Below are 21,413 nucleotides of genomic sequence, written 5' to 3' on the forward strand. Positions count from 1 at the left end.
TTTCCTTCGGTGCGCGGGCGTGGTTGCGGGAGCATCGCCCCGCGGTCGCGAGCGGGCCCGGATCACCGACACGTAGGCGGGTGCCCGGTTCTCGTCCGTCGTCCGCGGTGGACGGGGACGGGGACGGGCAAAGGCGGACACCGGTCCCGGCCCGGGGCGGTCCGGGTCAGCCGCCGATCATCACCGTCGGCAGGCCGACTGCGATGGTTCCCCCATGGACGGTGGCATCTCCCTGGCGGGCCGCCGGCAGACCGCCGATCATCACCGACGAGCTGCCGGCGAGGATCATGTCCGGCGCCGGGGCGGCGCAGACGCACTGGTTGCCGACCACGGCCGCGGGCAGCTTGCCGATGAGGACGGTGGGCGGTTTGCCCGGCGCCGGCAGGATGGGGCCGCCGACATGGGGGATGGGGGCCGGGACCGCGGGGGTCTGCATGGGGCAGGTGTGCATGTCGGTCACCCGTGCTGCGGCGGGCATGGGGCAGCTCCTTCCGAAAGGGGTCGTCCAACGCGACCGTACGGTGCGTCGGGCGGGAGGCGGACGGGCAGGAGGAGACCGTTTGTCATCGAAGGGTGACGATCGTGCTCGCGCCGTCCGTACGTCCTGGGCCGGCGTCAGCGCTTGCCGGTGCCCAGGTGACCGCCGACCAGTTCGGCGAAGCGGTTGCCGTTGGTGGCGTCCCAGTTGGTCGACCAGCTCATCGCGCCGCCGAGCGAGGGCCAGGTCTGCGCCGGCTTGAAGGTGCCGCAGCCCTTGCCGTCCGTCAGGCAGGTCAGGGCGTCGTTGACCTTCGCCGGGTCCATGTGGCCGCCACCGGCGGCCCGCTGGGTGGCGGGCAGGCCCAGGCCGACCTTCTCCGCGGGGAGGCCCGCCTTGATCACGGCGCAGGCCTGGGAGGCCACGAAGTCCACCGTGCCCTGCTCGTAGACCTTGCCGTCGCAGCCGTTCATCGAGCCCGAGTTGTAGTACTGGGTGTTGACGATCGTCAGGATGTCCTTGATCTTCAGGGCGAAGTTGAGGTAGCTGCGCTCCTCCTTCACCCCGGAGGGCAGCATGAACAGGGTCTCCGGGGCGGCCGTGATGACCAGGCCGTCGCCCGCCTTCTGGCGCAGCTTGCGCATGGCGTCCGCCATGTGGGTGGCGTTCAGGCTGCCGTGCTCGATGTCGACGTCGATCCCGTCGAACCCGTACTCCTGCATCAGCCGGTACGTGGAGTCCGCGAGCCGGGTCGCCGACGCCGCGTCCGTGACCAGGACGTTCCCCTTCTCCCCGCCGATGGAGACGACGACCTTGCGGCCCGCCGCGCGCAGGGCGGCCATGTCCTTCTTGAACTCCTCGACGCTGCTGTAGCCGGTGCCCGCGAGGTCGAGCTTGAAGCCGATCGAACCGTTCTCGGGGGCGGCCTCCGCGAAGGAGACGGCGATCAGGTTGTACTGGGAGGGGACGTCGGAGAGCTTCTGGCGGGCGGCCCCGTTGTCGAAGTTCTGCCAGTAGCCGGTCAGCCAGCGCTTCTTCTCCGACGGCGCGGGCGCCTTCTCGGTGGTGACGGTGACGGGTGCGGAGTCGGGGGAGGTGTTGCCCGCGCGGTCCTTGGCGCGGACCGTGAAGGTGTACGGGGTCTGCGGCTTCAGTCCGCTCGCGATGTGCTCCAGGGTCTTGCCGTCGACGGAGGCGATCTTGTCCTTGCCCTGGTAGACGTCGTAGCCGGTGACGCCCACGTTGTCGGTGGAGGCGTTCCACTTCAGCTGTGCGGACGTGGAGTCCACCGCCTTGCCGGTCACCTGCTGGGGGGTGCTGGGGGCCTGCTCGTCCGGGGCGCCGCCCTCTTCGCCGCCCTCCTCCTCGCCACCCTCTTCGTGGCCGCCCCCCGCGCAGCCCTTCACCTCGGCACCGTCCAGGGAACAGCCCGTCACCGACAGCGGCTTGTTGCCGTCGCCCTGGACGCCGTAGCCGATGGTGAGGGTGGAGCCGGGCGCGATGCTCTGCCCGGCCTTGGGTTCGATGACGACCCGGGTGCCCTTCCGGGTCGTCTTGGTGGCCCACTCGCCGTAGTTGGCGAACGTGCCCTCGGGGACGTCGAACTCCAGCCGCCAGTTGGAATCGGCCGTGCCCGAGGCATTGCGCAGGGTGAACTCCCCGCCGGAGTACCACACGGACCCCTTTTCGGTCCGCAGCGACGCCTCGATCGGCCGATCCGCTCCGGCGTGGGCGAGGAGGGGAACGGACGTGCCGACGACTCCGATGACCGTCGCACCGATGGCGATGCGGGCGCGTCGGCTCTTCCAGATCTGCATGTGCGTCACTCCGGGAGTGTGTGGGGGAGGGGAGGAGACGTGATCACTCTCGGACGGGCCACACAGCCAGTCAACAACGGTGATTACTGAGCAAATCAAGCTAAACCGGACAAGTGTCCTTAACTCACTCTGAAGTCAGCTTCAAGGCGCCGAACTGGGGTCGAAATGCCCATGGGGGAGGAGTCGTTGGGCCCCGGGAGACACGCCGGGTGACGGACCTTCGGCTCTTCCGGGCCGTACCGGGGTGCGGCAGCCTCGGCTGGACGTGCGTGCGGCGCTACGGAGGCCCGTCCGCGTAGGCCACCCAGGAGACGGAGACCAGCCCGTATGAGCAGCGAAGACAGTGGAGACGGCGGCGGCGACCGCGCTGACGGCGAGGTGTACGCGCCCGGGGTGAGGTGGAGCGGCGGCCTCCAGCAGGAGGCGGTGGACGTGCTGGCCGGAGGAGGTGGGCTGGTCGTCGCCCCGGCGAAGATCGGCTACGCCCTCATGACCACCGACCGGCAGGGACTGGAAAGGAAGTTCGCCGCGAAGAACCGCAGCCGGGCCAAGCCCGGTGTCGTCATGTGCGCCTCCGTGGACCAGCTCCTCCTGCTCGCCCGCACGAACGAGGAGATCCGGGGCTTCATCACGGACCACTGGCACCAGGACCTCCTGCTCGGTTGTGTCCTGCCGTGGCGGAACTCCGGCCTCGCGCACGTTCCTGACGGCGCGGGGGAGCTGGTCATGGATGCCCGCGGGACCAGCTGCTTCGTCATCCGCTGCGGCGCGCCCGTCGACCCGATCACCGCGACCCTCTGGGAGCGGCACGGCAAGGTCACGTTCGCGAGCTCGGCCAACCCGTCGGGCAGGGGCAACCGGGGCACCATCGAGGGCATCGGACGGCGCATAGCCGAACGCGCCGACCTGCTGGTGGAGGCCGACGGCTACGTCCGGTCCGTCCAGCCGGGCAGTGGCCCGCACGACCGGTACGCCCAGGGGGTGATGGTCTCGATGGTCGACTACCGGGGCGGCCTCGTGCCCCGGCAGACCACGGCCGACGCCGGTTCCGCTCCGGCGGCGCGGCCCACCGTCATCCGCCGCGGGCTCGACGTCGACCGTGTCATGCTCGCGCTCGGCCGGCACTTCCCCGCCTGGGACTACCGGCACGGCGCCTACCACTGAGCCCTTTCCAACCTGGGGTCAAGGCGTGGTGAAGGATCAAGGTCGCGGCTCACCGCGTCCGCGGGAACACCCAACCTTTCGCCCTGGTCTGGAGCTTTCACATGCCACGCCGCCACGGCCATTAGCCTCCCTATCGCGTGACGGTCCGTCGGTTCATCCGGCGGACCGTTTCGGCTGATCGGGAGGGGATGTCGTTGCCGGTCGGCGGTCGGCGGTCGGCGGTCGGTCTCGTGGGCGATCGGGGACCTCTGGCCGAGGCGGGAGTGCCGGCTGCGGCGTTGCCCGAGGCGTTGTCCGCGCCGGACCCGATCGCCCCGTGCTCTGCCGGACCCCTGCGGAACCGCGGGTTTCAGCAAAGGTCCTGCGGATCCGCCGGGGCGATCGGGCGCCTTGGCGTCAGGACCTCGGGGAGTACGTCCCACGAATGAGCCGGCCGGGGAAGTCCGCGGCGAACGCTGCGGCGAGCTCCGGATGGACGGCGGGCAGACCGCCGGGTTCGTCGACGATCCTCAGGAGCCCGACGAGCTTGCCGATCTCGTCGTTCGAGGCGCCGCCGTGGGCGAAACCCGGAGATCCGGAGTCCGGGCCCGCCCCGGTTCGGGCCATCATCTGGGCACCGCGGAAGATCTCGTACAGGGAATGGTCATGGCGGGGGAGCATCCACGCCAGGAGGGCGTAGAGGAAGTCGGTCGGCTTGCCGCCCGGTGCCCCGAGGGCGCCGTAGCTGACCAGCATCCGCATGGTGGTGCCGGAGGTGCCGGTGCGGACGGGGTGGCCCTGCTTGTCGTGCACGTCCTTGGACCAGGGGGAGTCCGGGGCGACGGTGAAGTACTCCTCCCCCGTTCGCCAGGGCAACGGAATGTCCGCGTCTGGCACTTGCGGCTGACGGGCGTCCCTGGGCGTCGTGACCCACTTGACCTTTCCAGCGGTGACGTCAACCGTCTCGACGATGACATTTCCATCGGCGTCGAGAACGTACGTTCCGCTCCCGTCGGTTTTGTAATTCTCTTTGACGAGAGCGACATCGGTATGCTTCCGGAGTTCCTTCAGAGACTTCGCACCGTGCTTGGCAAGCGCCTCATCCACCGTGTACGTGGCGGTGTCCAGATCGTCCCGCTTGAAGGCATAGACGAAGCTCCTCAAGTACTCCATCTCATTGAGCCCCATGGGCTCTCGCGCCCCCTGCAGATCTCCCACCGAAGTCATGGGATGCTCGATGCTGGAGCGGAACTTGCGACTCTCCATCGCCCGCGCGTAGTCGCCGGCATCCGCCGTGGAGGAGTACTCGGCGAGCCAGGGAGGGGTGAACACGTCGGGAGCGGTGCCCGGTCCCTTCTTCTCCGCCAGCTCCCGTACGAAATCGGACAGCGCCCGCAGGTAGGTGTCGTTGAGCCCCGCATCGTGGATGAAGCTCTCGGCGGAGACGGCCTCCGCCGCGGGGGTCAGATAGAAGTCGGTGATGACCCCCTTGAGAGAGAGGACTTCCGGGTCGCCCGAATGGCCGAAGATCTTGGCGTAGGAGGCGTTGAAGACAGCCGTCATGATCTCGCGCACGTTGGCGTCCGGAGCCAGGAGCGATTCATAACGTTCCTGAACGTCGGCCAGGCCGACCTGACCGGCACTTCCCGGATCGTCCTGGAAGAACGCCTGCCGGACCAGACCATCAATTTTCTCTTCCGGAAATCCCTTCCAGCCGGCGTAGTGGGTCAGCGCCTTGTAGAGGGCGCTCAGCATGTCCTGTGCCGCCTTCCGCGGCCCCTCCTGCTTCGACAGGAAGATGCCGAACCTGTCCTCCTCGCCGGCGACCAGTGAGGTCAACGCCCCCTTGCCGCCATGGGTGGCCTGCCCCTCGGACCATGCCCTGAGACGGTGGATCTCCGATGAGGTGATGGGTCCCTTGGGGATCCGGTCGCGCTCGCCTGCTGGTTTGCTCCGCTCCCTGGTCCGTCGGTGCCGTTCTTGATGGGTGCGTGGCATGCGATGTTCCCATTTCTCTATCGGAGAGTCGACAGCCCTGATGGCCACCCTGAATCAGATCCAACTCGTCGTCGACCGCGGTGGAACACCACGGTAGGACGCGCTTCGGATTTCTATGAAAAGCTCTGCACCGGGCGGAAGGTATCCCGACGTACAGAATATTCCGCGTACTGCGTCACCGTTCCGTTGGTCACCGTCACCCGGATAATGGAAGGGCCTCCCGACATATCGGATACGGTCCACCCGGATCCGAAGCGTCCGCTCACCGCCCGTTTCACCTGATCCAGCAGCGGAGGCTTGGCGGCCTTGAATTCTGCTTTTGCGGAATCGTCGTTCAACAGCGTGTAGGAGTTTTCGCTGTGTACGAGGATCAATCCCTGGGGAGTGGCGTAGATGTGCACGGCATTCCCGATGTGGTCTTTTGCGCCCGAGAACCTCTCCCATTTTTCGGGCCAGAACGTCTGCTGTGCAGACCCGTTCCCACGCCGCTTCTTGGAGTACTTCTGTCCGGTGAGGCGGATGGATTCCACCGCGTAGAAGTCGCCCTCGCTGCCACCGGTCACCTTCAGGACGAAGACGACCTTCTCCCCCATGGGCCAGACGCCCTCCACGGAGGACTGTCCGAACACCTTGAAGGTTTTCTTGAGGTACTGCGCAAGATCGGGAAGCTCTTCCCAGGCCCCCGCCGCGGTGGTGTGCCGGAACACTTGCCCGCTGACCCGGTTGTAGGCGACCGTCTCACCCGCGTGCATGCGGGCGTACGTGAAGCCCTGCTTGTCGAGGGGGCGAGAGAAGTCCGCCTTGGGTTTGAGGTGCTCGCTGGTGACCGTGGTCCGCCCCTCCAGGATGTCGTTCGCATATGTCCTGACGCCGTCCTTGACCGACTGGCAGGCCTCCCCCGACTTCTTGACGAACTGTTTCGCCGCTCCCCACTTCACGTTCTGCAGCTGCTCGCGCACCACGGCGTTCTGCCGGGCCCGTTCCCTGTCAATTTTTCTCTGACACCGGAACACTATTTCGTTCACTTCGTTCTTGAATTGCTCATCCCGGACACTTGAGGCCCCTCTCCTCTCCGCCCGGTCCCACGCCTTGAGGAAAATCATCTGCTTGCAATTGTTCGCAAATCCCTCGACCGCACCTGCGAGCTCTTCGTTCAGCTTTCTACCCAGTGCATTTCCGCGCAGGCTGTTGTTGTTCCGCAGCCGCATCGAGAAGATTTTCCAGGTGAAGTCCACCCCCCAGGCGACGGCCCCGATCGTTCCTGCCCTGAGCTTGGCGCCCTCCCTGAGGGACGCCCATACCGCACCGAGCTTGTCCTCTGAATTCCACTTTGCTGAGGGGTCGAACGGAGCGGACCCGATGACCGGAATTCCGGCGTTCTTGGTGAATTCGAGAACGGGCCGCTTCCCGTCGCCCATAGACCCCAGGCCGCCGCTGATCAGGCGCCTGACGGGACCTCCCAAGCCGCTCAGGTCACGCTTGTTGTGGCCACTCTCTCCGTCTTCGTAGCCTGATGCCGTGGAGTTGGAGAAGGGGGTGTTCTGGGTGGGTGACACAGCGTTCACTCCCGCCATGTCACCCATGGCCGTGCTGCCGGACGCTCCTGCCCCGTACCCCGCCCAGCGCGCGAGACCGTACAAACCGCCGCCCAGGAAAACGCCCCCGGTCACGATGGCGGCGCCGAGGCCGATCGCCTTGGCATAGTCCCAGGACGTCAGCTCCTCCGTACTGTTCTCGGGGTCCTGACGCTCGTAAGGGTTCTCCGTGTGCTCCAGAAGTCCCGCCGACTGACTTGCCTGGTCCATGGCCAGTACGAAGGAATCAGTCGCCCGCGGCCGCAGCGGCCGCATCTCCGTCTTCGGCTCGGACTGATTCTTCTTCACCGCATAGGAAGGTCCTGGAGGCATGGTTTCTCTCGTTGTTGGCTGCTGCTCGGGCGTGGACAGCACGACCGTAGGGCAGTTACGGATCCCTATCGACGGGCACAAGTGGACAGCACGGGTACAAAAGTAAATCCGGGGGAAGGCGCCGTAGTCGGGATGAAAGTGCCGGCCAGCATCGTTCGTGCGGGATGAATTCTGCGGACCGGTCTGCCTAGACTCGCCGGAGCGATGGGATCCGGGTCGGTGTGCGACGGCCGGACCTCGCTCTGCCCATTTCCTGTTCCACGTCGTGGGTGCGACCTCGACGGATTTCTGAATCGAACCCCTCATGTCCTCATCGTTTCTTCCTGATGATCCGGCCGTTCAGCTACGAGACCTCTGCTTCGGCTACCCGGACCGACCCTGCGGCGGAGCCGGCCGCACGGTGCTGGAAGGCGTCGGCCTGGCGGTGGAACGCGGCCGTTTCGTCTCCGTCGTCGGCCCGTCCGGCTGCGGGAAGTCCTCCCTGCTGAACCTCGTGGCCGGACTGGCCCGTCCCACCGCGGGGAGCGTGGAGGTCTCCGGCCGTCCCGTCACCGGCCCGCAGTCGAGCGTGGGATACGTGTTCCAGCAGGACGTGCTCCTGCCCTGGAAGACGCTCCTGGACAACGTGGCGCTGGGCCCGCTCCTGGCCGGGATGGAGCGCGCCGCGCGCACCGGCCTGGCCCGGGACTGGCTGCGCCGCGTCGGTCTGGCCGGGTTCGAGGACTCCTACCCGCACCAGGTGTCCGGCGGGATGCGCAGGCGCGCGGCCATCGCGCAGACCTGGATAACCGATCCGGACATCCTGCTCATGGACGAGCCCTTCGGGTCCGTGGACGTACAGACGCGGCAACTGCTCGGGGACGAACTGCTCGCCCTGTGGGCGGATTCCGCGAAGACGGTCCTGTTCGTGACGCACGACCTGGAGGAGGCGGTCTCGCTCTCCGACGAGGTGGTGGTGCTCTCCTCAGGACCGGGCAGCACCATCGTGGACCGCTTCGACGTGCCCCTGGAGCGGCCCCGGGCCCTCATGGACATCCGGACCGGGCCCGAGTTCCGCGAGATCTACGCCCTCATCTGGGACTCGCTGCGCGGCGAGGTCGCCCGGGCCCAGGGCCGCACCGGGCCGTCGGCCGACGCGGCGGCGGACGCGGGGCGGCTCCGATGAGGCTCCGGAGCCGGGTGGCCCTGCACACGGGAATCGTCGTCCTCGTGCTCGGCGGCTGGGAGTTCGCCACCGCGCGGGGCTGGAGCGACCCGTTCTACCTCAGTCGTCCTTCGGCGATCGCCGACCGGCTCGCCGACTGGTTCGGCTCCGGCAGCATCTGGCCTCACCTGGGCACCACCGCCGTAGAGGCCCTGCTCGCGCTGGTCGCCGGTACCGCGCTGGGGCTGGCGGCGGGGCTGGCGTTCGCCCGTTCCCGCGTGCTGTCGACGGTGCTCGGGCCGTACGTCACGATGCTGAACTCGCTGCCCCGGGTGGTGCTGGCGCCGCTGTTCCTCATCTGGTTCGGGCTGGGCATCTGGTCGAAGGTGGCCTTCGGCATCACGCTGGTCTTCTTCGTCGTCTTCTTCAACGTCCACCAGGGCGTCCGCGACGTCGATCCGGTGCTGGTGCGGCACGTGCGGATGCTCGGGGCCAGCGACGCGCAACTGCTCCGCCAGGTCCACCTTCCCGCCGCCCTGACCTGGTTGTTCTCCAGTCTCCACACCGGTGTCGGCTTCGCCCTCGTGGGCGCGGTCGTCGGTGAGTACCTGGGCGCCTCGCAAGGCGTCGGCTATCTCATCTCGCAGGCCGAAGGGGTACTGGACACCACCGGCGTCTTCGCCGGGATGGCCGTCCTCGCCGTGCTCGTCCTCGCGGTCGACGCGGTCGTGCGCCGTGCCGAGCGGCGCCTGCTGCGCTGGAAGCCGTAGCGCCCCGCGCCCGCCCCGTGCCCTTCTCGCCCCCTCTCTCCCCCCTCCACCCCTTTCTCCCTCCCCCGTCCCGTCCTGGAAGGACGTCGATGCGTTCCGTACGCCCCGCTGCCCCCGCCCGTCCCTCTCCGCGCCGCCCCGCAGGCCGTCCAGGGCGCCGTCGCGGCGCCGTACCCCTCCTCGCCCTCGCCCTCGCCGGCCTCCTGACGCTCGTGCTCGGCGGCTGCGGGTCGGCCGCCGACGCGGGTGGCGCACGCACCAAGGTGACGATCGGCATCGGCGGACAGCCCCTGCTGCCGTACCTCCCCACCACCCTGGCGCAGCAGCTCGGGTTCTACGAGGACGAGGGCCTCGACGTCGAGCTGCAGGACCTCAAGAGCGGGTCCAAGGCGCTCCAGGCGATGCAGGGCGGCAGTGTGGACGTCGCTTCCGGGTACTACGACCACACCGTGCAGATGCAGGCCAAGGGCAAGGACGTGCGCGCCTTCGTCAACATGCTCCGCACCCCCTCCATCGTGCTCGTGGTCTCCCCGAAGGCGTCGCGGGAGATCACGAGCCCGGCGGATCTGAAGGGCGCCAAGGTCGGGATCACCGCGCCGGGTTCGTCCACGGACTTCTTCCTGAAGTACCTGCTGGGCAAGAACGGGCTGGCGCCGGACGCGGCCTCGGTGCAGGCCGTCGGCGGTGAGGCCGCCGCCATCGCCGCGATGGAGTCCGGCCGCGTGGACGCCGCCGTGATGGTCGACCCGGCCGTCTCGCTGCTCCAGAAGCGCATGGGCGGCCGGGAACTGCGGATACTCGCCGACACCCGTACTCCGCAGGGCTCCCAGGAGGTGTTCGGGGTGTCCAGCTACCCGGCGGCGGTCTTCTACGCCGGTCACTCCTGGCTGGAGAAGAACGAGGCCACGGCGACGAAGCTGACCCGCGCGATGCTCCGCACGCTGCGGTGGATCCAGGACCACTCGGCGCAGGAGATCGCCGACGCGATGCCCAAGGAGTACGCCGCCGGTGATCCGGAGGTCTACCGCGCGGCCATCGAACACGCCAAGCCGGGCTACTCCGCCGACGGCGCCATCGACGCGGCCGGCGCCCGCGCGGCGGCGGCGTTGCAGAAGTCCTTCTCGCCCGAGGTCGCGGCCAAGGAGATCGACCTCGGCCGGACCTACACCAACGACCTGGTCGGGGCCGCGGCGCGCTGACTCCGTACACGCCGTCCGGCGGTTCGAGGCTTCGCCGTCGGAGCGGGCACCCGGCAGAAGTGCCGCTTCCCGTTCGGGGGAGGCGGCACGGGGTCGGCTGCCCCATACTCGGACCACCGCCCCGCCCCTTCGCGCTCCGTGGGACCCCTTCGTGTTCGAGAACCTGAAGAAGTGCGGCGCCCGTCTGTGGTCCGCGCTCGTCGTCTCCGGCCTGCTGGGCGATCCCGCGGTCGACGGCATCGATGCCGAGGCCCGGCTCGCCGCGCTCGACGCACACCTCCCCGGGACCGCCGTGCCCCGCCCCGTCGAAGGCGACGGGGAGCCGGCCTGATCGCGTCCGGCAGTCACCTGTCAGCCGCTCACTCGTTCTATCCGTGTCATCACCGCCGAGGAAGGGACGGGACGCGGATGAGCCGTCGTCAGAAGGGCCGCAAGCACCGTGAGGTGAACCGGACACCCCGCCCGGTGGGCCGGGCGCCGCTGCGGCTGCCGGGAAGTTCGCCGCGCAAGCGGCGGTCACCGGCCGCGCAGCCGGCGGGGGGCGCGGTCGCCGCGCCGGCCGCCGCCGAGGCGGTGCGGGTGCCGGCGCCCGCGGCCGGGTCGCCCGGGGACACCGGGCCGGCCCCCGTGTTCACGGTCCCGGTGAGCGGTGGTGGCCTCGGGCTGCCCGCCGCGCGTACCTGGCAGGGGCTGCGGGGCTCCGGGCCGGCGGGGGCGAGCGTCGCGGAGCTGTGCGCCGCCGCCGGGTTCACGGCGCCGACCGTGGTCCGGCACCTGCGGGCGCTCGCCGGCTTCGGCCTGGCCCGCCGGTCCGAGGGCGGCCAGGTGTGGCACCCGACCGACGCCGACCCGGCCGCGATCGCGCTCGTACCCGCCCCGGCCCGCGGCGGGGCCGAGGCCGGGGCGCGCTGACGCGAAGCCGACGCGCGGGGCCGGCTGTCGCCGCTACCGGGCGGGCCCCGCCCCCTCTCTCTTCCCTTTCCCTCCCGGTCGGCCGGGAGGGAAATCGGACAGGGAAGCTGTTTTGTGATGGACATGCCTAATCCCGTCCTGTTGCCTGTGCCCGCCGAGAGCATGGGGGGCGAACGGACATGGCGAGGACAGGACGTCCACAGGGGGCTCCGCGGGGCCGCTCGCAGGCGGCCAACGAGTTGGCCGGGCTGCTGCGGGACGTGACGCGGGGCATGACGGTGAGGGAGCTCGCCCGGCGCTTCGGGGGCGGCAAGACGGCCTGGAGCGAGTACCGGTCCGGGGCCCGGGTGATCCCGCTGGGGCGCCTCGGCATCGTGGTCGAGGACCGCGTCCGCGATCCCCGCGGCAGGCGGGAGCTGCTGGACCGGGCCCGGCAGCTGCACGGCCGGGCCCTCACGGCGCAGGCCGAGGCCGAGGCGGAAGCGGAAGCCAAGGCGCCGCCCCGACTGGAGGACGCGCTCGGCCGGGCGCAGGACGACCTCGCCGCATCGGGCCAACTCGTCGAGGGGCTCCTGGTGTTGATGACGATGCTCCAGGAACAAGCCAAAAGCGCTCCGCCGGTCCGTCCGGAGGGGGACGGCCCGGAAGGCGACGGCGCGGAGCCCGTGCGTACCGACTCGGCCGCCGCGGGCTCCTCCGGGCCCCTGGTTCTCCGGCCGGACCAGGCGTTCGACCAGCTGATCGCTGCCCGGGAGGCCGGGGAAGCCGTACGACAGGCGGTCGTCGAGGCCCGCTCCCACGGCGGTGCCCCGCCCGCGGCCACGGCGGACCGGTCCGTGTCCGTCGAACTGGCCCGGCTGCACAGCCTTGTGGAGCAGCAACGAGAGGACGCGCACTGGCTCTGGGAGCGCACGCGGGCCGCCGGCCGGGAGCGCCCCGGTCCCGCCGGTCCCGCCGGGCCTGTTCAGGGGGTCGTTCTCGAACGCCTCGACCACCTCGATCACCTCGACCGGCTTCCCGCGGTGCCGACACGGGCCCCGGCCCTCGTCCGCGTGCCGCCGCCGGGGCCGCGGACCGACAGGTCCCTGTCCGCGGCCCTGGCGGTCTGCGCCGTCCTCGCCGTCCTCGTGCTCGTCGCGGTGGCGACCCTCGCCGGGGTCCTCCTCGGACGGCAGCGCACCGTGCCCGCGAGCGACGCCGTGCAGGCACGGCCCCACGCACGCCCCGTGGACCCGCGCGCCGCCCCGACGCCGTCCGCGTCCCCCTCGCCGTCCCCGTCCCCGATGCCGACCGGCACCGCACCGCCCGTACGGCCGGGTCCGCCGTTCCCGGCGCCGCCTTCGCCCTCCACGGTGCCCCCCGGCCCGGGTCCCACGACCCCTGCGCTCCCGCCCGCGCACCCGTCTCCCGGCAGCGCCTACGCCGTCTCGCCGGACCACCGCAGCGTCCTGCGCTGGACCGCGGGGGACGGCGCCTGGAAGGTGATCGGCCCCGCGGCCGAGCAGGTCTACGCCGGGCCCGCCGGGGTCTTCACCACCAGCCTCGGCGACGGCCGCATCTTCAAGCACGACGAAGCCTCCAGCTCCTGGACCCAGATCGGAGCCCCGGGCGAGCAGTTCGTCCTGGCGGGCGAGGGCCTCTACGCGATCACCGAGCAGCGGAACGCGGTGATGCGGTGGACCGGCCGGGGAGCGGAGTGGATCCCCGTCGGCGGCGCGGCCACCCGGCTGTACGCGGGTGGCGCCGGACTCTTCGCCACCAACCCGGAGACGGGCGGCCTCTTCCGCTACGCCGGGTACGGCTACACCTGGCTGGAGGCGGGCGGCCCGGGCGCCGACTTCGCCGTCGGCCCCGACTACGTCGCCCGGATCTCCCCCGACGGAAAGGAGGTCTGGCAGGCCGACGCCAAGGGCAGCAACTGGCGCCGGATCGGTGGTCCGGCCCGCAACCTGTACGCGGGCGGCGCGGGGCTCTTCGCCGTCGACGCCGCCACCGGGCAGCTCCTCAAGTACGGCGGGGCGCCGGACGCGTGGACCCCCGTGGGCGCCGCCGGCATCAGCCTCGCGGTGGGCTCCGACGCCGTCTACCGCGTCGACAGCGCCCTGCGGGTCTCCCGCTGGACCGGCAGCGGTGGGTGGACCCCCCTGGGCATCTCGGCCAGCTCCCTCGCGACGTCGGGCTAGGGGGTGTCCGGTGGACCCCGGCCCTGATCCGCCAGACACCCCCCTAGGGCGTGTTTCGAAAGTCCCGCCTGGCTCGCGACGCCTGGTACCGCACCTCGCGGCGTTGTCGGAACGCCCGATTACGTCCAGTAGGCGGGCGGTCCTCCGCCTTGCGATGCACGGCACCAGACGCCGCGAGCCGCGCCCTTCGGGCGCCCGGCGCCACTTTCGAAACACGCCCTAGGGCCAGCTCCGTCTACGCGCCGCGCAGTGCGGCGTTGACCCGGGCGGACAGTTCCAGGACGCGGCGGCGCAGGCCCTCGTGGTCGTCGATCGCGAGGGTGCGGCCGTAGACGCCGGCGGCGATGTCGGAGCGGTCGGCCGCGGAGGTCGTCTCGTACTCCTCCTTGCCGCCGCGCAGGGCCAGCAGGGTGCCGTCGTCCGAGCCGATCTCCTCCAGCTGGGTCAGCAGGGCCAGATCGGCGTCCGCGAGGCCCGAGCCCGAGGTCTCCAGGACGCGGCGGGCGGCGGCCGTCATCCGTCGGAGGTACTTCGCGCTGCGGTAGAAGGCCTCGCCCGCGTCGGTGTAGTGGCGCAGGTCCTTGAGCAGGTCGCCGAGCTGCTCGTTGAAGGACTGGAGGTAGTGGGCGCCGGTCACGCTGACCGCGCTCCCGGCCTGCTTGCCGACGACGTCGAGCACCGCGCCCTGGGAGTGGTACGCCTCCATCGCGTGCCAGAGCGCGTAGCTCGTGTCCCGCCGGATCCGCAGCGCGAGGTCGTCGGACGGATGGTCCGCGAACTGCTGTTGGGCCTCGCCCAGTCGGGCCGCGTGTTCGGCGTAGATGAGGTTGCGGGCCCGGATGACGGCGTCGGGGCTGCTGTGTTCGAGCTCCTCGATGTAGGCCTCGTCGTGCGTCGCCGGCCGTACCCGCCCCGTCTCCGTGCGCAGCCGTCCGGCCAGCTCGCGCACGGCCCGGCGGTGGACGGCGTCCGCCGCGTCGTGGCGGGCCCGGGCGACCTGCGCCGCCGGGGCCGGGAGCAGGTCGGCCAACCGCTCCACGTACGCACGCCACTGTTCGGCCGTCAGGTACTTGCGCAGTTTGCTGAGCGCGGCCACGTCCTGGTCGGCCTCGGCCACCTCGCCCGCCGCCGCGCCGGTCGGCGCGACGATGCCGACCGGGTCGGGTGTCTCCGAACCGAGGGTGCGGGCCCCGACTCCCTCCCACCCGCCGTCCGCCCGCGGGGTCCAGCGCCGGGGTCGCAGTGCCCCCCGGCCGTCGCCCACCAGGAGTTCTGTCTCCTCCCAGCGCAGGCCCGGGGTCCCGGGGACGTAGGGGAAGGCGAAGTTTCCGCGCTCCGGCATGAAGTCCTTGACGTAGAGGTTCACGTCGAAGACGGTCGCCGACTCCTTGCCCCACTCGGCCCGGAACTCCGCGTTGAACAGGGCGACGGCCTCGGCCGCGCCGGCCCCGCTGACCGTGATGTCGTAGTCCGAGGTGGGGTTGTTGCTGCCGACCGAGCGGATGCGCAGGTGCGGGTAGCGCTCACGCAGCCGCAGGAGCATGGAGTCGATGAGCACCTTGCGGTAGAAGAACACCTCGCGCATCAGGTCCGCGGAGCCGCCCGAGCCGCCGTACATCTCCTTCGCCGTCGCCCAGTCGTTGCCGGCGTCCTCCAACAGTCGGCGGGCCCGCTCGAAGGAGGTCCGTTCGAGCGGTCCATGCGCCATCCGCCCCGGTGGGCCGCTCGACGCCGGGCTCGGACCCGTGGTGGAGGACGTGCGGTGCCGGGCGGCGGTCCGGGGCCGCGCCGCCTCGGGACTGGTCTCGGTCATGGGGGCTGCCTCACAGGTGCGGTCGGTTCCGCCTCCCGACGCTATGGGCGCCCTTCCGAGGGCGGTAGCGCCAGGAGTACAGGACCTGTCCTCTTCCGGCGGACGTTCACGGCGCCGGGGTACCGGCGCGCGCGGCGAGGTAGCCGTGGTCGAGGAGCCACCTCACGTTCAGGCGCTGTCCCGGGCCCGGGTCCAGCAGGGCGGCGTCCAGCTTGAACTGGGTTCCGCCACCGGGCTGTTCGAACCAGGGCGCCGCGGGACCGCGCCGCACCGGCAGCGTGCGCAGCACCTCGTACACGTGGTAGTCGCAGGCGGCGCCGCCCGTGCGGGTCCGCAGGCTCTGGGGCGGGAGGGAGCGGGCCGGGTAGGGGTCGCCCGCCGGTGCGAGGAAGCTGCCGCTGTCCGGGCCGAAGCGGTCCAGCACGCTGCCCGGGGGCAGCGCGTCGTCGGTCCGGTCCGGTACGCCGTTCAGCTCGGCGAAGCCGTCGTGCGGCGGGTACTTCCAGCGGCCGTTCTCCGGCGGACCGTCCCAGTACCGCTGGAGGAACGCGGACGGTTCCAGCGCGCCGGTCCGGTGCCAGCCGGCGAGCAGCTCGCCCAGGGGGTGCAGGCCGACGGCGGGCAGCACCTCGGGGCCCAGTCGGGCGTCGTCGCCGAAGCGGCCGGTGCAGACGTCGGCCGTAGCCGGCGGGGGAGTGGGGGCAGGCGGAGGGGTCGCCGCGGTCGCGGGCGGGCTGGCCAGTGCGAGCAGGAGGAGGGAGAGAAGCAGGGAGGGGAGGGTGCGTCCGGGCGTGCGGGTCCGCCTCACGGGGGGGCTCCGTTCCAGAGAGGGGCGGGGATCCCCGTCATGATCATCTCGGCGGTGCGCGGGGCCCGCGCCCGGTGCCCCGATCCGGCCAGAGTGGACGGCCCGTACGTGCCTGCGCACCCGTCACATGTCGGCCGGGCGGGGTCCCGTGCGGCGGTGCGCGGGACCCCGGCGCCGGAAGGCGGTGGGTCCGGCGGTGGATCTGGGAGCGGATACGGGGGTGATATCCGGACGGTCCTGAGTTGTCCTGATCCGTGTCCATCTGGTTGTCAAGATCCATGGATCCGCCGAATGATCACGTCCGGTGCGGTGCGGCCCTGACGGAACCCCGACAACCGGCGCCCGCACCCCTCGGACCAAGGAGACGACGTTGTCATCCCGACCCCTTCCCCTTCCGTCCCGCCGCCTCGTCACCGCAGCGGCAGTGACCGCCGCCGCCGCGCTGACCCTCGGCCTCGCACCGGTCGCCGCGCAGGCCGCGGTGCAGCCCGCGACCGGAGCCGCCGCGGCAGCGGTCGCGTCCGGTCCGGCCGCGGCCACGACCGACACCCCCAACCCCTTCGCCTGGGCCGAACTCGACGGGCTGCGCGCGCGCCAGCTGACCACCTGGCACGGCGGGCAGCCGCTGAGCCACTGGGCCCTCACCCTCGACGAGGCGACGGCCGCCCGCAGTTACACGGGCGGCGTGTTCTTCCTCTACGCGCCCGCGACGGGCGACCGGGGCTTCTTCCGCAACCTCGACCTCGTGTCGGCCACGGTCAAGGATCCGCGCCAAGTGACCGTCACCGACGCGCAGTTCATCCGCTCGCACCCGCGGGTCGAGGTCCGCTACGGCGACCCCGCGCAGCCCGATCGGGCGCGCGTGGTGGCCACCTCCACCATCTGGATGTAGTCCGGCCGCCCTCGCGTCCATGCGGTGCGTCCGGGCCGATACGGGCCCGGGCGCACCGGATCGCCCGTACGAGCACATCAGGTGATATGCCGGAAACCTTTCCCTTTGGCATGTACGGCCGCCCCGCGCCGCCGGTAGCGTCGGCCGCGCTCACTTCCCGTCAGAAACGCCCCCGTGCCGCGGGCCCCGGCACGGGGGGCGTTCGCGGGCCGTGCGCCCGCGGCCTCGGTCGCCGCCACGGGTGCGGCGCAGGCCGATCCGGTACGGATCGACATCGCGACGCGCAAGCAGGAGGAGACCAACTGGTGCTGGGCGGCGGCCCGGCCCGGCGCCCGTCGACCTGGTGCGGGCCCGAGAAGCGGCCGGTGCGCCCCACTCCCTCGGCACGGTCGAGGCGTTCCTGGCCGCCGACCGGGAACGCTCTACGCCGAGGCCGCCCCGGCCCCCGCACTGCCCCTCGCCCTGGCCGCCCTGGCCGCTCTGGTGCTCACCGCCGCCGGCCTGGCGGGCAGCCGCCCCGCCCCGGGCCCTCAGGACGCGCCCAAGGGTGACGGCGAGCGTCTTTGGATCACGGTCGATCGGGTGAACCGGAGGCGGCCCCGGCGCGGGACCGTGGCAAGGGACGACACCTCCCTCCCGCGCCAGCACCGTCCTCTCGGAAGGCAAGCCAGACATGTACGTCACCCACAAGAACCAGGTCGAACTCGCGTACACGGGCAAGCAGAGCCAGCAGAAGGCCCAGAACAAACTGAAACAAGTGGACAAGGACCTGCAGGCGTACCTGAAGGGAGCGGGCCCGTTCGCCTCCGCCGGCGGTTTCTGCAGCACGTACGGGTATCGGCAGGGCGGCGGGCGGGCCGACCTCGCCCGGCAGCTGTTCGAGTGGACCCAGGAGACGCGGAAGGAGATGAGCGGCGCACAGCAGCGGGCCGCTGCCAAGCGGCAGCGCAACAAGCAGGAGGAGGAACAACGGATCCTGAGCCGGGCGGAGGCGTGGTTCTACGGAACCGAGCTGGGCTCCGCCTACCTCTCCCAGATGTTCCGCCTCAGCAACCGCGATGACCTGAGCGACGCCGGGTTGCGCCGGCCCACGGCCGGGCAGGTGGCCGACGAACTGCGCGGGACCCTCACCGACTGCGGCCGTGACGACGACGTCCGCCTGATGGAGCCGCTCTTCGCGAAGTTCCTCCGGATGAGGCCGGCCGAGTTGGCGGCCCACTTCCGCGAAGCCTTCCGACTTCCCTCCGTGCCCGGGAAGAGCAGGTCCTGCTACCGCGCGGAGGTGTTGTCGGGACCCTTCGCCCACAAGCCGGGTGACGTGCTGCGGACACAGGCACCCACCTCGGTCTCGACCTCGGAGGAGAAGGCCTCCGCCTTCCTCGGCCATCGCAAGCAGCACGGCTCGGAGCGGGTGCTGTACACCTTCGCCGGAGTGCCCACCCGACCCCTGAACACCGCGCTGAACGTGTCGAGCACGGGTGAGGGCGAGGCGATCGTGCCCGACCGCACCGACGTGCGGGTCATCGCGGTGCAACGGACCTCGTTCGAAGGAGAGCCCCTCGTCCGGGTCACGCTGGGTCCGGCGAAGCGGGCCCGGGCGAACGGGTGGGATTGGCTGGGCCACGACGCGGGCCTGGGCCGCGCGACGGGGCACTGACGGAGGTCGGCGAGCGGGGTCGGCGGGGGCGCTCGCGGCGAGCGCCGTGACCATCCTCCGAAAGGCCGGTTCGGCCCGGCCTATCGGCCGGTATGCGATCCACCCGAGGTGCCTACCGTGGAAGGAGGGGGACGTCACCTGCCGGACGCCGAGGAGCCCGCCGTGTCTGCTCACCTGATCGACATCACGCTGCCCGCCACCCCCGCCGCCGCCTCCGTCGCCCGGCAGGCCCTGGGGGTGTGCGTGGGCGCCGGGGAGCTCGCCGACGACGGGCGGCTCGCGCTCTCCGAGGCGGTCGCCAACGCGGTGGAGCACACCGTCAGCGATCGGCTGCGCCTGGTGATCAGCCACGACGAGGAGACGGGCAGCCTGATGTGCGCGGTCCGCGACGGGCACGCCGACCTGGCGCCGGCCGACCGTACCCGCACGGGGTGCGGCGATGAGGAGGGCGGCCGGGGCCTCGGGATCATCGCGGCCCTGAGCCGGTCCTGGGGCTTCAGCACCTTCGGGCACGGCAAGTGGCTCTGGTTCTGCCTCGGCGCCGCCCCCGCGTGAGCGGTACCGGCGGGCCCCGAAGAGGCCTCGAACAGTCCCCGAACGGTCCCCGAACGGGCCCCTAACAGGCCAAAGAAAACCGAGCGCGCCTGGTGGTGGAGTAGCTGGTACATCGTTGTCGAGCCCGTGGATGGCAAGGCGTACAAGGCCCCCACCTGCCCTAATCGAAGGGCGGGGGTCCGTGGCGTGAACAGGTCTCACCCTCTGTGAACATTCGACTCCGATTGCTAGAGATGGTCGCTGACCGATCACCACAGCTCCTCGGAAGGGCGCCCGCCATGTCCACGTCCATGTCCACGTCAACGTCCACGTCCATGTCCATGTCCACCACGCACGCCCGCACCACCGCTCCCGCCGCGCCCCGCGCCGTACGCCCGCCCGCCTGGGACGTGAGCGCCCTGTTGCCCGGCCAGTGGGACGCCTTCTACACCGCCGTGCTCGACGCCTTCCACGAGAGCGAACCGGCCGGGGCGACCGCCCTGTGGCGGCGCCTCGCCGAGCCCGAACGCTGCGTGGCCGTGCGCGACGGCGCCGACCTCGTCGGCACCGCCGGGATCTTCTCCTTCCGGATGAGCGTCCCCGGCGGGCACCTCGTCCCGACCGCGGGCGTCACCATGGTCGGCGTCCGGCCCACCCACCGGCGCCGTGGGATCCTCTCCGACCTGATGCGCCATCAACTGGAGTCCCTCCAGCGCCAGGGCGAACCCCTCGCCGTCCTGACCGCCTCCGAGGCGCCCATCTACGAACGGTTCGGGTACGGAGCCGCCGCCCGCCAACTCTCCCTCGACGTCCAGTCGCGCCGGATATCGCTGCGCACGCCCGCCGAGCCCGCCGGGGCCCCGCCGCTGACCCTCACCCTCGAAGACCCGTACGAGGCCCTGGAGATCACCGAGGAGATCTACGCGCGTCAGGTCCCCACCCGCCCCGGGATGCTGGCCCGCGCCCCCGGCTGGGAACACCTCCCGCTGCTCGACCCGCCCGCCACCCGCGCCGGCGCCCGCCCCCTGGAGTGCGTCGTCGCGCGGATCGACGGCCGGCCCGTCGGCTACGCCCGCTACACCGTGAGCGTCGCGTGGTCGGCCGCGAACACCGCCGAGGGGACCGTCCGGGTCCGCGACGTCGAGGCCACCGACCCGCGCGCCTACGCCGCCCTGTGGCGCTTCCTCCTCGACACCGACCTCACCTCGCGTGTCGTGGCCCCCAACCGGCCCGTGGACGACGCCCTGCTCCACCTCGTCTCCGACGTGCGGCGCTGCGCCCCGACCGTGCTCGACAGCCTCTACGTGCGCGTCGTCGACGCCCCGATCGCGCTCACGGCCCGCTCCTACGCGGCCCCGCTCGACCTCGTCCTGGACCTCGACGACGCTCTCGCGCCCTGGAACCGGGGCCGCTGGCGGCTCACCGGCGACGCCTCCGGAGCGGTGTGCGCCCGGACGTACGACGCCCCCGACCTCGGCCTGGACGCCAGCGCCCTCGGCTCGGCCTACCTGGGCGGCACCACCCTCACCGAACTGGCCGCCGCGGGCCGGGTGCGGGAGCACACCCCGGGCGCGCTGGCCGCCGCCACCACGGCCTTCGCCTCGCCCGCCGCGCCCTGGCTCCCGCACGGCTTCTGCCGCTCCCTGCTGCCCCGGCTCTGAACCCGCGGGCCGGCGGCGGGTCGTCCGCGGGTCGGCCGCCGTTGTCGGACCCCCTCGGTACCGTCGGTGCATGAGAGCTACGGCAACCTTCACCGTCACCGCATTCACCCCCGCCGCGCTGCAGCCGGAACCGGCTGTGCCCACCGGGACGCCGGTGGGCGTCGCGACGATGGAGAAGCACTTCGAGGGGGAGGTCGTGGGGCGCTCGGCGACCCTGTTCACCGCCGCCTTCGACCAGTCCACCGGGGTCGGCACCTACGTGGCCATGGAGTCCTTCGAGGGCGCGCTGGGGGGCCGCGAGGGTTCCTTCAACTTCGCGCACTCGGCGACCACGTCCGGCGTCGACCGCACCGCGGAGTTCTTCACCATCGTGCCCTCCAGCGGCACCGGCGAGCTGGCCGGCATCACCGGCGCCGGCGGCCTGGCCGTCGACGCCGATGGCACGCACCGGATGTGGTTCGACTACGAGCTCGGCTGAGCCGCTCCGGGCCGGGGCG

General features: G+C 71.4%; 18 protein-coding genes. 12 read left to right on the forward strand and 6 right to left on the reverse strand.

All coding sequences use genetic code 11. The features are described from left to right. Positions 1–166: 166 nt before the first annotated feature. Together ACIQWR_RS20170 and ACIQWR_RS20175 are read right to left on the reverse strand one after the other, a co-directional pair. Positions 167–478, reverse strand: coding sequence for a PAAR domain-containing protein (locus ACIQWR_RS20170; RefSeq protein ID WP_404011158.1), 312 nt, complete (start codon positions 476–478; stop codon positions 167–169). Between the two features lie 137 nt (positions 479–615). Then, on the reverse strand, positions 616–2,295 hold the full coding sequence (locus ACIQWR_RS20175) for a chitinase (RefSeq protein ID WP_404011463.1): 1,680 nt from the start codon (positions 2,293–2,295) through the stop codon (positions 616–618). Between the two features lie 327 nt (positions 2,296–2,622). On the opposite strand from ACIQWR_RS20175, the gene ACIQWR_RS20180 reads away from it, so the two are divergent. Beyond that, positions 2,623–3,459 carry an L-threonylcarbamoyladenylate synthase gene (locus ACIQWR_RS20180; protein ID WP_404011161.1) on the forward strand — a complete coding sequence of 279 codons (837 nt, stop codon included), beginning with the start codon at positions 2,623–2,625 and terminating at the stop codon, positions 3,457–3,459. Positions 3,460–3,855: 396 nt separating this feature from the next. On the opposite strand, the gene ACIQWR_RS20185 is transcribed toward ACIQWR_RS20180, so the two are convergent. Together ACIQWR_RS20185 and ACIQWR_RS20190 are read right to left on the reverse strand one after the other, a co-directional pair. Beyond that, positions 3,856–5,436 (reverse strand): hypothetical protein, encoded by a 1,581-nt coding sequence (locus ACIQWR_RS20185; protein ID WP_404011164.1) that lies wholly within the window; start codon positions 5,434–5,436, stop codon positions 3,856–3,858. Between the two features lie 113 nt (positions 5,437–5,549). Further along, on the reverse strand, positions 5,550–7,385 hold the full coding sequence (locus tag ACIQWR_RS20190) for a hypothetical protein (protein WP_404011167.1): 1,836 nt from the start codon (positions 7,383–7,385) through the stop codon (positions 5,550–5,552). Between the two features lie 262 nt (positions 7,386–7,647). On the opposite strand from ACIQWR_RS20190, the gene ACIQWR_RS20195 reads away from it, so the two are divergent. The 6 genes from ACIQWR_RS20195 (at position 7,648) to ACIQWR_RS20220 (ending at position 13,551) form a co-directional block, all read left to right on the forward strand. Further along, positions 7,648–8,508: an ABC transporter ATP-binding protein gene (locus ACIQWR_RS20195; protein WP_404011170.1), complete on the forward strand. Its 861-nt coding sequence runs from the start codon at positions 7,648–7,650 to the stop codon at positions 8,506–8,508. Continuing rightward, positions 8,505–9,257, forward strand: coding sequence for an ABC transporter permease (locus ACIQWR_RS20200; RefSeq protein WP_404011173.1), 753 nt, complete (start codon positions 8,505–8,507; stop codon positions 9,255–9,257). Before ACIQWR_RS20195 ends, ACIQWR_RS20200 begins: the two co-directional genes overlap by 4 nt. A gap of 89 nt (positions 9,258–9,346) precedes the next feature. After that, complete coding sequence (locus ACIQWR_RS20205; RefSeq protein WP_404011175.1) at positions 9,347–10,456, forward strand: ABC transporter substrate-binding protein; 1,110 nt, start codon at positions 9,347–9,349, stop codon at positions 10,454–10,456. 151 nt (positions 10,457–10,607) lie between these two features. Then, the gene (locus ACIQWR_RS20210; RefSeq protein ID WP_404011178.1) at positions 10,608–10,787 is read left to right on the forward strand and encodes a hypothetical protein; all 180 of its coding nucleotides are present in this window, start codon (positions 10,608–10,610) and stop codon (positions 10,785–10,787) included. Between the two features lie 77 nt (positions 10,788–10,864). Beyond that, positions 10,865–11,368 carry a hypothetical protein gene (locus ACIQWR_RS20215; protein ID WP_404011180.1) on the forward strand — a complete coding sequence of 168 codons (504 nt, stop codon included), beginning with the start codon at positions 10,865–10,867 and terminating at the stop codon, positions 11,366–11,368. A gap of 179 nt (positions 11,369–11,547) precedes the next feature. Further along, the gene (locus ACIQWR_RS20220) at positions 11,548–13,551 is read left to right on the forward strand and encodes a hypothetical protein (RefSeq protein WP_404011183.1); all 2,004 of its coding nucleotides are present in this window, start codon (positions 11,548–11,550) and stop codon (positions 13,549–13,551) included. 235 nt (positions 13,552–13,786) lie between these two features. Here the strand turns inward: ACIQWR_RS20220 and ACIQWR_RS20225 are convergent, their stop codons facing one another. Next, positions 13,787–15,364, reverse strand: coding sequence for a hypothetical protein (locus ACIQWR_RS20225; RefSeq protein WP_404011186.1), 1,578 nt, complete (start codon positions 15,362–15,364; stop codon positions 13,787–13,789). A gap of 106 nt (positions 15,365–15,470) precedes the next feature. Continuing rightward, entirely contained in the window at positions 15,471–16,172 is a 702-nt protein-coding gene (locus tag ACIQWR_RS20230; protein ID WP_404011189.1) for a TNT domain-containing protein, read from the reverse strand. A 370-nt stretch (positions 16,173–16,542) separates the two neighbouring features. On the opposite strand from ACIQWR_RS20230, the gene ACIQWR_RS20235 reads away from it, so the two are divergent. The 5 genes from ACIQWR_RS20235 (at position 16,543) to ACIQWR_RS20255 (ending at position 21,394) form a co-directional block, all read left to right on the forward strand. Next, the gene (locus ACIQWR_RS20235) at positions 16,543–17,064 is read left to right on the forward strand and encodes a hypothetical protein (protein WP_404011191.1); all 522 of its coding nucleotides are present in this window, start codon (positions 16,543–16,545) and stop codon (positions 17,062–17,064) included. Between the two features lie 673 nt (positions 17,065–17,737). After that, positions 17,738–18,721 carry a hypothetical protein gene (locus tag ACIQWR_RS20240; RefSeq protein ID WP_404011193.1) on the forward strand — a complete coding sequence of 328 codons (984 nt, stop codon included), beginning with the start codon at positions 17,738–17,740 and terminating at the stop codon, positions 18,719–18,721. A gap of 162 nt (positions 18,722–18,883) precedes the next feature. After that, positions 18,884–19,276, forward strand: a complete 393-nt coding sequence (locus ACIQWR_RS20245) for an ATP-binding protein (RefSeq protein ID WP_404011195.1) — start codon at positions 18,884–18,886, stop codon at positions 19,274–19,276. Between the two features lie 320 nt (positions 19,277–19,596). Then, positions 19,597–20,916: a GNAT family N-acetyltransferase gene (locus ACIQWR_RS20250; protein ID WP_404011197.1), complete on the forward strand. Its 1,320-nt coding sequence runs from the start codon at positions 19,597–19,599 to the stop codon at positions 20,914–20,916. 70 nt (positions 20,917–20,986) lie between these two features. Then, complete coding sequence (locus ACIQWR_RS20255; RefSeq protein ID WP_404011200.1) at positions 20,987–21,394, forward strand: DUF3224 domain-containing protein; 408 nt, start codon at positions 20,987–20,989, stop codon at positions 21,392–21,394. Positions 21,395–21,413 lie beyond the last annotated feature (19 nt).

The organism is Streptomyces sp. NPDC098789 (genome assembly GCF_044759975.1).
Lineage (GTDB): Bacteria > Actinomycetota > Actinomycetes > Streptomycetales > Streptomycetaceae > Streptomyces.